This window comes from Streptosporangium sp. 'caverna' (assembly GCF_003203775.1).
GTDB classification, from domain to species: Bacteria; Actinomycetota; Actinomycetes; order Streptosporangiales; family Streptosporangiaceae; genus Streptosporangium; species Streptosporangium subroseum.
On the sequence record NZ_CP029711.1, the window covers coordinates 8,423,484 to 8,437,499 of the forward strand.

Annotated in this window: 11 protein-coding genes; 8 read left to right on the forward strand and 3 right to left on the reverse strand. The window is 70.6% G+C overall.

Annotation, left to right across the window (positions count from 1 at the left end):
• Positions 1 to 497: 497 nt before the first annotated feature.
• Entirely contained in the window at positions 498 to 1,568 is a 1,071-nt protein-coding gene (locus DKM19_RS36260) for a glycerophosphodiester phosphodiesterase family protein (RefSeq protein ID WP_110702090.1), read from the reverse strand.
• Positions 1,569 to 1,869: 301 nt separating this feature from the next.
• Complete coding sequence (locus DKM19_RS36265; protein WP_204358390.1) at positions 1,870 to 2,658, reverse strand: inositol monophosphatase family protein; 789 nt, start codon at positions 2,656 to 2,658, stop codon at positions 1,870 to 1,872.
• Positions 2,659 to 2,722: 64 nt separating this feature from the next.
• On the opposite strand from DKM19_RS36265, the gene DKM19_RS36270 reads away from it, so the two are divergent.
• On the forward strand, positions 2,723 to 3,172 hold the full coding sequence (locus DKM19_RS36270; protein WP_110702094.1) for a helix-turn-helix domain-containing protein: 450 nt from the start codon (positions 2,723 to 2,725) through the stop codon (positions 3,170 to 3,172).
• Between the two features lie 39 nt (positions 3,173 to 3,211).
• Positions 3,212 to 3,640, forward strand: coding sequence for a VOC family protein (locus tag DKM19_RS36275; protein WP_110702096.1), 429 nt, complete (start codon positions 3,212 to 3,214; stop codon positions 3,638 to 3,640).
• Between the two features lie 150 nt (positions 3,641 to 3,790).
• On the opposite strand, the gene DKM19_RS36280 is transcribed toward DKM19_RS36275, so the two are convergent.
• Entirely contained in the window at positions 3,791 to 4,846 is a 1,056-nt protein-coding gene (locus DKM19_RS36280; RefSeq protein WP_204358391.1) for a hypothetical protein, read from the reverse strand.
• A gap of 141 nt (positions 4,847 to 4,987) precedes the next feature.
• Between DKM19_RS36280 and DKM19_RS36285 the strand changes: the two genes are divergently transcribed.
• The 6 genes from DKM19_RS36285 (at position 4,988) to DKM19_RS36310 (ending at position 13,889) form a co-directional block, all read left to right on the forward strand.
• Entirely contained in the window at positions 4,988 to 6,106 is a 1,119-nt protein-coding gene (locus tag DKM19_RS36285; RefSeq protein WP_110702100.1) for a sensor histidine kinase, read from the forward strand.
• The gene (locus tag DKM19_RS36290; protein WP_110702102.1) at positions 6,103 to 6,738 is read left to right on the forward strand and encodes a response regulator transcription factor; all 636 of its coding nucleotides are present in this window, start codon (positions 6,103 to 6,105) and stop codon (positions 6,736 to 6,738) included. Before DKM19_RS36285 ends, DKM19_RS36290 begins: the two co-directional genes overlap by 4 nt.
• Before the next feature lie 289 nt (positions 6,739 to 7,027).
• The gene (locus DKM19_RS36295) at positions 7,028 to 7,510 is read left to right on the forward strand and encodes a hypothetical protein (RefSeq protein ID WP_110702104.1); all 483 of its coding nucleotides are present in this window, start codon (positions 7,028 to 7,030) and stop codon (positions 7,508 to 7,510) included.
• 38 nt (positions 7,511 to 7,548) lie between these two features.
• The gene (locus DKM19_RS36300; RefSeq protein WP_239513770.1) at positions 7,549 to 8,286 is read left to right on the forward strand and encodes an aspartate/glutamate racemase family protein; all 738 of its coding nucleotides are present in this window, start codon (positions 7,549 to 7,551) and stop codon (positions 8,284 to 8,286) included.
• A gap of 298 nt (positions 8,287 to 8,584) precedes the next feature.
• The gene (locus tag DKM19_RS36305) at positions 8,585 to 11,575 is read left to right on the forward strand and encodes a BTAD domain-containing putative transcriptional regulator (RefSeq protein WP_162642025.1); all 2,991 of its coding nucleotides are present in this window, start codon (positions 8,585 to 8,587) and stop codon (positions 11,573 to 11,575) included.
• 958 nt (positions 11,576 to 12,533) lie between these two features.
• Positions 12,534 to 13,889: an MFS transporter gene (locus DKM19_RS36310; RefSeq protein WP_110702108.1), complete on the forward strand. Its 1,356-nt coding sequence runs from the start codon at positions 12,534 to 12,536 to the stop codon at positions 13,887 to 13,889.
• Positions 13,890 to 14,016: the final 127 nt, after the last annotated feature.

Genomic DNA, 14,016 nt, shown 5'->3' on the forward strand with positions numbered 1-14,016 from the left:
CTCCCGGCTCAATCATCGACGCGTACCAAGCCCGGAGCCGTGCGGGGTGCGGCGGCGGGGCCGTTCGCTTACGACCCGAGGGCGGCGCTGCCGCTCCACCTTCGGCAGCAGCTGCTCGATCCGCTCCCACAACTCGTGCGGCACGATCCACGGCGGCTGTTCACCCTTACGCGCAGATCGACGTTCGCCAGCCTGCCCGGGTACGGGCAGAGATCATTTGTTGGGACCTCTTAAGGGCTTCCCGAGACGCCCACCGCACCCACGCGAGCTGAATGCTCCGTGACGAGACATCACCGAGAAGGGGTCACTGCCCGCACCGCATGTCTCCGCGCTTGGACGGTATCTCGAAACGAAACTAGTGAAAGCGCATTCAGCCAAAAGATGGTGCTTCCCCAAGCCAAGGCGGCATGACCCGTATGACGAAGGGTCCCGGTGCGCACCGGGACCCTTCGGTGCCGGGCGGCCGCGGAGGCCGCGCAGGCGTGCGGGAAAGACGATCAGCCCCGTGCGCGGCGATACTGCTTGGGCAGCTTGAAGCCCCGCGAGGCGAGCACCGTACGCAGGCGGTCGGGGTAGTCGGTGATGAGGCCGTCGACACCGTCGTCGATGAGCTTGTTCATGGTGGGCTCGTCGTCGACGGTCCACGGGATCACCTTGATCCCGAGGCGGTGCGCCTCGTCGACCATCGTCTTGGTGACGTAGGGCTGGTAGCCGGGATCGGTCACCTTCCCGTTCTGGGGGAATCCGTGCACCGGCGAGAACGCGCCGGCTCCGAAGGACTTGACGGCCTTCAGCGGGTCACCGCCGAAGTCGTCGATGTCGATCCCGCCCAGCCACGGCGACGCGCCTGGCTGTCCCGTCTGGAGGAAGGTGAAGTCGGTGAGCGCCACGAGCGGCAGCCGCGGCTCTACCTGGCGCATCCGCATGAGGGAACCCCAGTCGAAGCTCTGGATCGTCACCTGCCTCATCATGCGGGCCCGCCGGATCTCCCTGGCGGCCACCTGGACGAACTGCTCACGAGGCGCGGTCTCGCTCGGCGCGCCCGCCTCCACCTTGGTCTCGACGTTCAGCATGACGTCGTCCGCACGGTAGCTCTTGACCAGGTCGAACACCTCGCTGAGCAGCGGCATGCGGGCGCCGGGCGCCGGGCGCTGTGCCGGGAAGTCCGGCAACGTCCTGGAGCCGCAGTCGAGGGTCCTGACCTGCGCGAGGGTGAGGGTGTTGATGTACTTGCCGACGTAGGGGTAGCCGGCGTCGTCGGCGGACACGGGGCCGGTGTCCTGGCACTTCTTGCCGTCCACCTTGCGGTCGTGGGTGACGACCGCCTTGCCGTCCTTGGTGATCTGGATGTCCAGTTCGAGCGTGCTGACGCCCACCTTCAGGCCGTTGGTGAAGGAGTCGATGGTGCTCTCCACCACCAGGCCGAGCCCGCCCCGGTGAGCCTGCAGGTCAAAGGCGTCGTGGCCCCTGCCGGGCCTGCCGTGGTCGGCGAAGGCCATGCCGGGGGCGGCCGCGACGGCTACTCCGGAGAGGACGGCGACCAGGGCGGCCGTACGGAGTCTGATCATCGTGAGACTTCCCGTTCTACGCGTCGATCGTGCGGGTCCGCAGGAGAAGGCACAGCGACGGACAGGATGACGGCGGTCACCGGCGCTTCCCGGCACCGATCGGCTGCGCCACTCACCAACCTGTCGATCTTTCATGACCTGCAGTGAAATCCCCGGCAAAGCCACGGAGACGTCTCGGTACCGTGAGCTTTCCGGCCCGCGCCGTACACCGGGCCCGGTCGACGCAGCCACGGAGACGCCCTGACCCCGTACGGGGCCGCCGCCGGCCCCGTGGGCTCTCCCGTCCCGTACGGACCACCGTTCAGAGAAGCAGGGCGAGGGCGGCCCGATGGAGATCATCCGATCGGGAGAACAGCGCGGTCCCCTCCACCGGATGACCTTCCCCGCCCACCCCGCCGAACCTGCCGCCGGCCTCTTCGACGATCAACGACAGCGGAGCGTAGTCCCACACCTTGCCGCCCACCTGCACCGCCAGGTCAAGCTCGCCCGCGGCCACCAGGAGAGCGGCATGCGCCCACTCCCATTCACGGGGACGAGCGGCCGAGGCGAGGCCCTCGATGAGATCGCGGCGTGCCGCCGGTAGCGACTCGACCGGCGGCACGATCCCGAGCCCGCTCCCGGACAACCCCTCCCGACTGTCGCGGACCGCCAGGCGACGCGCCTCCCCCAGCACGGCGCCGTCGAAGTCGGCGACGAACGCCCCGGCTCCGCGCCGCGCCCACCACATCTGCCCCCGGGCGGGAAGCACCGCGACGCCCACGGTGATCCGGCCGTCCTCCTCCAGCGCGATGAGCGTCTGCCAGCGCCGGTCGCCCTGGACGAACACCGCCGTGCCGTCGATCCCGTCCAGGATCCAGCGCCGGCGCCCCCGTCCGTGCTCGCCGGTCTCCTCCCCCAGGAACGCGTCCTCGGGCCGCGCGTCGAGCAGGACCCGGCGAACCTCGTGCTCGACCGTGCGATCGGCCTCCGTCACCACCGAGCCGTCGGCTTTCAGCTCCTGCGGCAGGCCGCGCACGTGCGCGAAGTATCGTAGGCCGATCTCCGCGCCCACCAGAGCCGCACGCTGGGCAAGTTCAAGGTCATCGATCACCCCCGTATCCTGTCCCATCACGGAATCCCGGTCGTCGCATACCCTCATATGCGTGACAGGGACGATGACTCGAGCCGTAACCGTCGAACTGCTCCCTCACCTCCGCCGGGCGCGTGATCACATCGACCGTCACTACCAGCGGGCGTTGAACCTCGACCAGCTCGCGGCGGTCGCGGGGGTGTCCAAGTTCCACTTCGCCCGCAGCTTCGAGGCGGCATACGGGGAGACCCCGATCCGCTATCTCACCCGCCGCCGCATCGAGCGCGCCCAGGACCTGCTTCGGGTCGCCAACCTGACGGTGACCGAGGTGTGCATGCTGGTCGGGTTCGCCAGCCTCGGGTCGTTCTCGTCGCGGTTCGCCCAGCTGGTGGGCGAGAGTCCCACCGCGTACCGCAACCGCTGGGCCGCCCGGGGCGGCCCGCACATCCCCGGGTGCTTCCTGTTCATGCGTGGAGCGCTGGATCCCCGTGGCACGACGGGGCCCATCGCCGATGAGCCGGATCGCGCAATCTGAGAGAAGCACCGGCCGGGCGACGTCGCCTACGGTGTTCACATGATTACGAACATCTCACTGGTCACCGTCTACTGCCTCGACCAGGACAAGACGCGAGACTTCTACGTTGAGAACCTGGGCTTCGAACCCCGCTCCGACGTCACGATGGGCGGGGATTTTCGCTGGGTCACCATCGGCCACCCCAGTCAGCCCGAGATCGAGGTCACCCTGGCGACGCCCGGGCCGCCGCTTGACGCCGAGGCCGCGGCCTTCGTCCGGCGTCAGCTGGAGAAGGGCGAGATGGGCGGCCTCGGACTCCGGGTCGACGACTGCCGCAAGACCTACGAGGAGCTGAACGCCAAGGGCGTGACCTTCCTGCAGGAGCCGTCGGACCGGCCGTACGGCGTCGAGGCCGTCATGCGCGACAACACGGGAAACTGGCTGGTCCTGGTCGAGCCCAAGCAGTTCACTCCCGAGGACTTCGCCTGAGACCTCGCCCGAGCCGGGCCCGCCTGGACGGTCCGGTCTGGACGGCCTGATCCGGACGGTCCGTTGCGCTCCGGATTCCCCGGCGGCGCCGCCGAATACCGCCGAGGCGAGTTCGGCGGTATTCGGCGGCGCCGCAGCCGGGCTCGACGCTCAGACCAGCCCGCAGTAGTGGCACCTGCCCCGCCTGCGCAGGTAGTAGGCCAGCGTCGCCACGCCGAGCGCCACGGCCCAGATCGGCCAGTACGCCATCGGGCTGCTCAGCCAGGCCGCCGGGTCGGTCCAGTCCGTTGTGCGCACGGCCTGCATGCCCGCCGACAGCAGCACGGCGGTGACGACCGACGCGAGGGTGATCGGAAGGGCGGGCGGCACCCGCCTGCCCGCCAGGCCGATCATCCAGCGGGGCCAGACCTCGCCCCAGCGGTGCACCAGCCCGAGCGTGAGCACTCCGCCGACCGCCGCGAACGTCGCCAGCCCCGCCCCTCCCCACACCAGACCCGATTCGTGCAGCCAGCGCAGATCCTCCTTGGAGAACAGCAGCGGGATGTTGAGCGCCCACGCCCAGCGGACCACGGCGTAGAAGAGCGGGATGGCGAAGGCCGTATAGGCCGCCCAGCGCCCCCACCTGGCCGCCGAGGCGGGGGCCGTCCAGGTGGCGGTCCCGCGCTCCGAACGGCCGCAGCCGCCGCAGGAGTCACCGGTACGTCGCTGGAAGGCCAGCGCCGCGCCCGTCCACAGCAGCCCTCCGCCCAGGCAGACGATCAGATTCAGCACCGGCCACGGCAGCGCGAGCCCGAAGTAGTCGACGTCCGGCCAGCCGAACGGCAGCCCGACCAGAAAGATCGGAGCGTAGCCGACCGCGATCATGATTCGGCCGTCGGGGATGAGCGCCACGAGCGTCCACGCGGCGAGCCAGGCCGTCGCGAGCACCGCGGCGCGGGCCGCGCCGCGCAGCCGTACCCGGGCCATGACCAGCGCGAGCACCGCGCCCGCGAACCCGAGTGCCGCGATGACCGGCGCGGTGCCCGCGGCCGTCGCGCCGCCCAGCAGCGACTCCGCCCTCGCGTCGGGGATGTCGCCCTCGCCGAAGGGGAAACCCGCGCCGCCCAGCGCCCAGTAGAGCCCGAGCCCGCCGTAGACCAGCGACCACGCGCCTGCCGCGTACGCCGCCCAGCGTGGCCATCGGGCGGTCGCCTTCCGATCGTCCATCGTCGTTTCCATGGCTCAAGCGTTGAGCGGCGGAGGGTGCCGGGCCCATCTGCCGTTCGGTGGATCCCGCCCGGCGGGCACCGCGATCCGTCCCCCTTTTGGTGGATTTCCCGTGGCAGGGCATCCCCATAGAGTCGATCCATGCACCTGGTCGCCGTACTCCTGGCGCTCGCCGCGATGATCGTGGCATTCGTGCCGCGCGTACCGCCCTCGTGGCCGGCCGCCGCGGCCGGGACCGTCTCGATCGCGATCACCGTCGCGCATCCGCTGGGTGGATGGCAGGACGACACCGCCCCCTGGATGCTGGTCGAGGCACCACCCCTGCTCGTGCTGACGTTCGTGGCCGTCAGGCGCGCGCCGGCCCCCCAGGCCGTCGTCTCCGCCGGACTCGCGGGAGGCGCGGTCGCGCTGATGCTCGTGCGCGCGCTCTGGCCCGGCGACCTCATGACCGCCATCGGAGCCTGCGCGGGCTGGTCCCTCCTCTCGATCGCGGCGACGGGGACCGGTCTCTACGCCCGCTTCCTGGACGACGGCCGCCGCCGCGCGGTGGCCGACGCCAGGCGGACCCAGCGGCTCGTGCTCGCCCGCGACCTGCACGACTTCGTCGCCCACGACGTGAGCGGGATCCTCGTGCAGGCGCAGGCCGCCCAGCTTGTGCCGGGACCGCTCCCGCCGCAGGTGGCCGACGCGTTACGGCGCATCGAGGAGGCCGGTCAACGCGCTCTGGCCGCCATGGATCGGACCGTCCAGATGCTCCACGGAGCCGACGAGACCGGATCGGGCGTGGCGGAGCCGCTGCCCGGAGTCGACGGCCTGGCCCGGCTCGTCGGCGGCTACTCCCCGTCGGTGCGGGTGGACCTCTCGGTCGAGCCCGGCCTGGAGCGGCACCTCTCCAAGGAGACCTCCGCCACCGTCTATCGGGTCGTGACGGAGGCGCTCACCAACGTGCGCCGCCACGCCTGTGAGGCGACCTCCGTCGGGGTCACCGTCGCTCGCGTGGAGGAGTCGGTCCGCGTACTGGTCACCGACGACGGCGGCGGCTACTCGAAGGCGGCCGGGCGCGGCGGCTTCGGCCTGGTCGGGCTCACCGAGCGGGTCGAGATACTCGGCGGCTCGCTGTCGTCCGGGGCCGAGCCGGGCGGCTGGCGGGTCGAGGCGCTTCTGCCCCTCCGTCCACTTCCCGTCCGCCCGCGCCGGGAGTCCCGGCGCGGCGGCGCACCCGTGAGCCGTCCGGCCGCCGACCGTGGGGAGCCCGCATGACCACCCGGATCCTGATCGCCGACGACCAGGAGGACGTACGGATCGGGTTCCGGCTCATCCTCGACTCCCAGCCCGACATGACCGTGGTGGGAGAGGCCGCCGACGGCCGCGCCGCCGTCGACCTGGCCCGGCATCTGCGGCCCGACGTGGTGCTCGCCGACATCCGCATGCCGAAACTCGACGGGCTGGAGGTCACCCGGCTGCTGTCCGGGCAGACCCGGGTGATCGTCGTGACGACCTTCGACCTTGACGAGTACGTGCACGCGGCGCTGCGCAACGGTGCCTGCGGTTTCCTGCTCAAACGGTCGGGCCCGGCACTGCTGATCGAGGCCGTCCGTGCGGCGATGGCCGGTGACACGCTGATCAGCCCGCAGGTCACCGTCCGCCTGCTGGCCCACCTGCGCGTGCCCGCCGCTCCGTCCCCACTCACCGAACCGCTGACGGATCGAGAGCTGGAGGTCACCCGCCTGGTCGCCCACGGCCGTACCAACGCCGAGATCGCCGCCGAGCTGTTCATCGGCCCCGGCACGGTGAAGACCCACGTCGCGAACGTCCAGCGCAAGCTCGGCGCGGCCAACCGGGTCGGCATCGCGGCCTGGGCGTGGAGCCGCGGCGCCGTCACCGACTCCTAGACACCGGCCCGGCCGGTGATACGGCTCATCAGACCATGGATACGCGAGGCTCCCGACAGTAGACGCCGGCCCGGCCGGTGAGACGGCTCGCCAGAACCCGGATGCACGAGATCCCCGCCCGCTGTCGGATCGGCGGTAGCCGAGCGCCGGAGAGGGCGAAGACCGGGATCCGTTCCGGGGGCTCGTCGACCTCGATGCTCTGGCCACCGACGTGGTCACGGCATGGCGGCTGTCCGCTACTGTCGCCCGGATTGATCTGTTTTCGGGGGACGAAGGCAGAAAGGACACCATGGCTCAGACACTGGGGGCGCGATCCCCGCTGGCGGAGGCGCTCCGCTTCGGCGCGGTCCTGGCCGCCTCGGGGCCGGTGATCCTGAGCTCCTTCGGGGTCGGCAGGGAGAGCTTCGGATATACCTGCTACGCGTCGTACGCCGGCCCCTCCGCCCTGGAGAGCACCTCGAGGGACCTGTTGTTCTGCGCCACGCTCCTGCTGCCGGTCGTCCTGGCCGGGCTCCTGCTGCGCGGGCCCCGCAGGGCCACGACCACGGCCGTCTCGGCGGTCGGCGCCGTACTGGCATGCGGGTTGTTCGTGGCGATTTACATGCCCGGCACCCATCCGTGCACCGGGGAGGCCTTCCCCGTCAGGGTGCCCTGGTATCTGGTCGCCTGCTACGTCGTCGCCCTGGTGTCACTGGTCCTGGCGGCGGTCCTCGTCCTGCCGGCAACCTGGCGACAGGCGAGGGCGAGCGGGCGGCTCAAGCCCATGCCGTGAGTATTGTTCCGGTATCACCAAGAAGGGCGGGTTCACCCATGGACTCAGGCAACGGTCACCACGGGCCCGTGATGCGGAACATCGGCCTGATCGGCGGCATGAGCTGGGAGTCCTCGGCCGAGTACTACCGATTGCTCAACGAGGAGACCCGGCGGCGCCTCGGCGGCCACCACTGCGCCCGGAGCCTGCTGCTCACCGTGGACTTCGCCGAGATCGAGGCCCTGCAGCGCGCGGGCGACTGGGAGACCGCGGGACGGCTGCTGGCCGAGGCCGCAGGGACCCTCGAACGGGCAGGGGCGGAGATGGTCCTGCTCTGCACCAACACCATGCACCTGGTCGCCGGGGTGATCGAGGCCGGAATCGGCGTGCCCTTCATCCACATCGTCGACAGCACGGCGGAGCGGATCACCGCGGCCGGCCTCACGACCGTCGGACTCCTGGGCACCCGGTTCACGATGGAGATGGACTTCTACCGGTCCCGGATGCGCGAGCACGGCCTGGAGGTGCTGGTGCCGGCCGAGCCCGACCGCACGCTGGTGCACGACGTCATCTACCGGGAGCTCACCCAGGGCCGGGTCGAGGACTCCTCCCGCACCGCCTACCGGCGGATCATCGCCGACCTGGCCGAGCGCGGCGCCCAGGGGGTCATCCTCGGCTGCACCGAGATCACCCTGCTCGTCGGCCCCCAGGACAGCCCGGTTCCCGTGTTCGACTCCACCCGCATTCACGTCGAGCACGCACTCGACCTGGCCCTGAGCACCCCCGTCGCCCGATAGCGGACGGGGCGGATCACTCGGCCGCGCCCTCCTTCGGCGGGAAGCACGGCGCACGGCCGATCCGCCACCGCGCCTCCATCCCCCGAACGGCTCGGTGCCCTCAACCGGTCGAAGGGGCTGCCACGGTGTCTTCACGCCGCCATCCCCGTCGATGCCGGCCGGGCGATGTTCTGCGGATTTCCGGCGCCTCCGACGACAACAGCCCGGTATGCCCTTTTCGTCGAGGGGCTCTTCCGCGAAGATAATGATCGTTGCGGCATTCGTGATGCCGTCGGGTGGTCCGGGGCGGAGAGACATCGTGCGATTCACGATCCTCGGCCCGGTCAGGGTGCGGCACAACAACGACGTACGCACGCTCGGCCGGTCCCAGCGGCGGGGGCTGCTCGGCTTCCTGCTGCTCAACGCCGGTCGGGTCGTCCCATCGGAGGCGATGATCGACGCCCTCTGGGACGGCGCGCCTCCGTCCTCGGCCCGCGCCCAGATCTACTCGGGCATCCACGCGATCCGCAGCGAGCTGCGGACTCTCGGCCTCGAAACGGTGACCTCGGTCCGAGGCGGCTACGCGCTGCAGGCGGGCACCGAGGATCTGGACCTCGCCCTGTTCGAAGCCTGCGAGAGACAGGCCCGGTCACAGCAGGATCCCGAGCACGTCGTCCGGCTGCTCCGTCAAGGTCTCGGGCTCTGGAACGGCCCGGCGCTGAGTGACGCCTCCGGAGCATACGTGGAGTCGGTCCGGGCCCATCTCGAGGAGAAGCGGCTCGCCTGCGTGGAGGGGCTGATCGACGCCGAACTGGCCCTGGGACGGCACGGCACGGTGATCAGCGAGTTTCAGGGGTTGGTGGGCAGCCACCCGCTGCGGGAACGGCTGCGCGCGCAGCTCATGCTGGCCCTCTACCGGAGCGGCCGCCGGATCGACGCCCTCGATCTCGCCCGCAACCTGCGCCGGACGCTCGTCGAACAGCACGGCCTGGACCCCGGCCACGCGGTGGTCGAGCTGGAGCAGGCCATCCTGCGGGCCGATCCGTCGCTGGACCTCTCCGCGCCCCAGGTCACGGTGGGCGCCCGCAGGGCGTCACCGGGCGAGGCGCCCGCTCAGCTTCCGGCCGATACCGCCGATTTCACCGGACGGGATCAGGAACTCGCCGTCGCCCTGCGGACCCTGACCGGTGTGCCGGAGGCCGTACCGCGGATCTGTGCGGTCACCGGTCCACCGGGCGTCGGAAAGACCGTCTTCGCGGTGCATGTCGCGCACCGGGTCCGCGAGCACTACCCGGACTGCCAGCTCTTCGTCGACCTACGTGGCGCGGACACACACCCGGCGGACCCCGGGGAGGTGCTCGCCGGTTTCCTGCGCGCGCTGGGTGTCGACCCCGGGACGATCCCGGAGAGCTGTGACGAGCGCTCCGCGCTCTACCGGACCCTGCTCGCCAACCGGCGCGCGCTCGTGGTGCTCGACAACGCGATGGACGAGACTCAGGTGCGACCCCTGCTGCCCGGTGCCGCCACCTGCGCCGTTCTGGTGACCGGCCGCAGACGGCTGACCGGTCTCGGGGCGCAACCTCCGATCGGCCTGCGCCCGTTCGACGACGAGGAGTCGGTCACGCTGCTGAGCCGGATCGCCGGAGCCGGCCTCGTCGCGGCCGATGACGCCGGAAGCCGCGAGGTGGCGAGGCTCTGCGGCGGGCTGCCGCTCGCGCTGCGCATCGCGGGGGCGCGTCTCGCCGCGCGACCGCATCACGGCATCGGCGAACTGGCCAAGCGGCTCACCGACGAGCATCGCCGCTTGGACGAGCTCACCTACTCCGGTCTCGCCGTCCGGGCCAGCCTCGACCTGAGCTACCAGGGCCTGAGCGAGCCGGAGCGGCGGCTGCTCCGGCGGCTGGCCTTTCTCGACGTTCCCGAGGCCACGCCCTGGCTGGCCGTCGCGGTCGGAGGTGAGGACCGGGCCGACGCCGAGGAGATGCTGGAGAGCCTGACCGACATCCATCTGATGCAGGTCATCGGGGTGGATCGCACCGGGCAGGTCCGGTACGGCCTGCACGATCTCGTGCGCGCCTACTGCAGGGAGCGGATGGCCGATGAGGAGAGCGCCGCCGACGCGGTCTCCACGGTCGCCTCGGCCGCCCGGCATCTGCTCCGGCTGGCCACCGAGGCTCGCGCCGCCAACTGGGGCCGCGACTACCATGCCCGCCTCGCCGGGGAGCTGACCGTCGAGGTCGACGAAACGAGCCTGGCCCGTGCCGCCGGCCACGCGGTGACCTGGCTCGGGGTGGAGCGGGCGACACTTGCCGGCGTCATACGGCAGACGTCGGAGCTCGGCCTCTTCAACGAGTGCTGGCGGATCGCCATGGTGGGGAGCTGGCTCTATGACGTCCAGTCCTACACGGGCGAATACCGGGCGATGCTCTCGATCGCCCGCCAGGCCACGCGGAAGTCGGGCGACAGACGAGCCGAGGCGCTCGTCATGGCGGCCTCCGGCGAGCTGCGCGTATTCCTCGGCGCCGTGGACGAGGGCGAACCGATGCTCAGGGAGGCCGAACAGATCTTCGCCGAGCTCGGGGACGAACACGGACTGGCCGACGTCGGGCAGAAATTCGGGACCCTGGAGCGCCTGCGCGGTGAGCACGCCGCCGCCCTTCGGCGCTATCAGCGGTTGCACGAGTTCTTCCAGACGGTGGGAGACCACGATGGAGTGGCCTTGGCCCTGCGCTGCATCGGTCAGATCCATCTGGCCGAGCGGCGCCCCGGTGAGGCTCTGCCGTACCTGGAGGAGGCTCTCGCCGTGGCGGCGGAAGGCCAGAATGAATGGCGGCGGCTGACCGTGCTGCTCTGGCTCGGTGAGGTCTACCGGAAACTGGGGCGACCGGATGAGGCGCGAGCCGCGTTCCTGCCGGTCGCCCAGATGGTGGAGCACGTGGGGGACGCCTCGGGAGGAACGCTCGCCCGGCTCGGCCTGGCGGAGGTGGCCATCGACGCGGGCGACCACGGGGAGGCCCGCGCCCAGCTCGTCCTCGCGTCCGAGCACGCCGCCCGCTGCGGGATCCTGCCGATGATCTGCAAGGTCCGCGTGGCGGTCGCCCGGGCGCGGCTACGCGCCGGAGATCTCGCCGAAGCCGCGGAGACGATCGAACACGTCCTGCCGTTGATCGTCGGGATGACCGCTCTGCCGCTGCGGACCGAGGTCATGGAGCTGCTGGCGGAGGTCCGCGAGCAGCTGGGCGATCCCGTTGGCGCAGCCCGGATCCATGCCGAGATCCAACGAGACCGCGCGGACCTGGAGCGACGCTAAAACGCATAGACCGCGTATAGCTCGTGTATCAATCCGAACTGGCAGAAATAAGGAGTCAGCGCCTCACCGGGGCACGCATACGAGCGCTGGACGACTTTGCACGGGGAAGCCACCGCATCGCACCGTGGGCACGGTGATCGGCGTTGACCGACCGGGACGGGGAGGTAAAAACCATGCGCACCACTGACTGGCTGTGAACGAGTGAAGCCGTCGGCGCAATCCTTTCAGGAACGGGAGGAGGCAACCATGCGCGACAACGACTGGCGATGAACGGGTGAAACGATCGGCGCGATCCGGCTCGGACGGGGAGGAGATGCCCGTACGCGGGCCGGAGGGGGTGATCGGGGCGGGGTGGCCGGCGGGGGCCGGCCGAAACGGGGAGCCGGAACGGGGAGGAGACATAACCATGCGCGGTCACGACTGGACGTAAACGCGTGGACCGACCGGGACGGGGAGGAGGCGGCCGTGCGCGACTTCAACTGGGGTTGACCAGGCGAAACGACCGGCGCGATCCGGCTCGGACGGGAGGAGGCAGAACCATGCGCGGAACCGATTGGAACTGATCGGGTGAGACCGTCGAGGTCGATCACGGGAGTGCGAACGGGTGAGGTGATCGGCTTCGTCGATCGAGACGGGGAGGAGACAGCCATGCGCGACATCGTCTGGCAGTAACCGAACGAGGCAACCGGCCTGATCCGGCTCAGATGGGAGGAGGCAGGACCATGCGCGGAAACGAATGGATGTAAACGGGTGAGGTAACCGGCGTAATCCGGCTCGGACGGGAGGAGGCAGAACCATGCGCGGAAACGAATGGGGCTAACCGAACGAAACGACCGGCGCAATACAGCTCGGACGGGGAGGAGACAGAAGCATGCGCGGAAGCGAATGGCACTGATCGGGTGAGACTGCCGGGGTCGGTCACCGGGGTGTGAACGGGCGATGGAGCCCACGTGACCTGATGCGTATCCGATCCCCCGTGCTGGTCGGCGGTGAACCCCGCGGGGCACCGCCGACCCCCGCGTGTGACGACATCATGGAGGTGGCAATGGATGCCGACGGCAACAAGGGAGCCTTCACGCAGGCCTTCGCCGTGGCCGAGTTCCGGGCGCTGTGGGCGGCCGTAGCGGTCGTGCGGACCGGCACCCAACTGGGGCGGGTGGCTCTGGCGGTGCTCGCCTACGAGCGCACCGGCTCGGCGGCCGTGACGGCGCTCGTCTACGCCTTCACCCTGCTTCCGTCGCTGATCGGCGGACCGCTGCTGGGCGGCCTGGCCGACCGCTACCCGCGTCAGCGGCTGATCATCGTGTGCGTGCTGATCCGAGCCGTGCTGATCGCGCTGGTCGCCGTTCCGGCGATCCCGCTCCCGGTGCTGTGCGCGCTGCTCTTCGCCTCGCAACTACTCGAAGCGCCCACGTCGGCCGCCCAGATGGCGATGACCCCCGACATCCTTCCCCGCGAGGTCTACCAGGCCGGCATCGCGATCCAGCACCTCACCTCGCAGATCCTCTCGCTGGCCGGTTTCGCGGTCGGGGGCGTACTGGTGGCGACGGTGGGCACGACCGGGTCGCTCGCCCTCAACGCCGCGGCCTTCGCGCTGGCGGCGCTGATCGTGTTCCGGGGCGTTCGTTTCAGGCCCGCCGTCCGAGCCCGCGACGCCGATGGCCGGGTGCGGCGGAACGGGCCGATGACCGGGCTGCGCCTGCTCGTCGGCGACCGCCGTCTGCGGAGCCTGCTGGCGCTCGCCATGCTCGCCGGTTTCTACGTCATTCCGGAGGCACTGGCCGCCCCGTACGCCGCCGAACTCCACGAGGGCACCGCGACGGTGGGCCTGCTCATGGCCGCGATGCCGGTGGGCAGCGTGCTCGGAGTCTTCCTCTTCACCCGGTTCGTGTCCACTCCGGCCCGTTTACGGCTGCTCGGACCGCTCGCGCTCGCCACGAGCCTCCCGCTGCTGGCGTCGGCGTTCTTCCCGGGCGTCGTCGCGTCGCTGTTGTTATGGACCCTGGTCGGAATGCTGAGCGCCTATCAGGTCACCGCGAACGCGGAGTTCGTCCGGATCACCCCCACCGAGCGGCGTGGCCAGGTGCTGGGTCTCGCATCGTCGATGCTGGTGGCGATCCAGGGGCTGGGCATCATCGTGGGCGGGCTGCTCGCCACCCACCTGGGAGTGATGGGGGCCCTCGCCGTCGCGGGAGCGGGCGGGCTGGTGGTCGGCGCACCGGCCGCTCTGGCCTGGCATCGGGCCCGCGTCCGATCGGAGGCCGCGCCCACCGTCCACACGGCAGGCGGCCCGCTGCCGAGCAGCAGCCCTTGACCGAGACGGATCAGACCGGCTCGTGCTCAGCTCCGGTACCGCATCAGCCGATCCGGGTTCGACTTTTCTCCGCGATGGACCGCCCCGAGGCCGGTAGGCAATCTTGCCTCAAGGCCGAGGCGTAGCC

Bases quoted from the DNA above. Each gene is read 5' to 3' on its own strand.
- DKM19_RS36285 (WP_110702100.1), top strand. From the start codon at position 4,988: ATGCACCTGGTCGCCGTACTCCTGGCGCTCGCCGCGATGATCGTGGCA.
- DKM19_RS36275 (WP_110702096.1), top strand. From the start codon at position 3,212: ATGATTACGAACATCTCACTGGTCACCGTCTACTGCCTCGACCAGGAC.
- DKM19_RS36260 (WP_110702090.1), bottom strand. From the start codon at position 1,568: ATGATCAGACTCCGTACGGCCGCCCTGGTCGCCGTCCTCTCCGGAGTA.
- DKM19_RS36310 (WP_110702108.1), top strand. From the start codon at position 12,534: ATGCGTATCCGATCCCCCGTGCTGGTCGGCGGTGAACCCCGCGGGGCA.
- DKM19_RS36295 (WP_110702104.1), top strand. From the start codon at position 7,028: ATGGCTCAGACACTGGGGGCGCGATCCCCGCTGGCGGAGGCGCTCCGC.
- DKM19_RS36290 (WP_110702102.1), top strand. From the start codon at position 6,103: ATGACCACCCGGATCCTGATCGCCGACGACCAGGAGGACGTACGGATC.
- DKM19_RS36300 (WP_239513770.1), top strand. From the start codon at position 7,549: ATGGACTCAGGCAACGGTCACCACGGGCCCGTGATGCGGAACATCGGC.
- DKM19_RS36270 (WP_110702094.1), top strand. From the start codon at position 2,723: ATGACTCGAGCCGTAACCGTCGAACTGCTCCCTCACCTCCGCCGGGCG.
- DKM19_RS36280 (WP_204358391.1), bottom strand. From the start codon at position 4,846: ATGGACGATCGGAAGGCGACCGCCCGATGGCCACGCTGGGCGGCGTAC.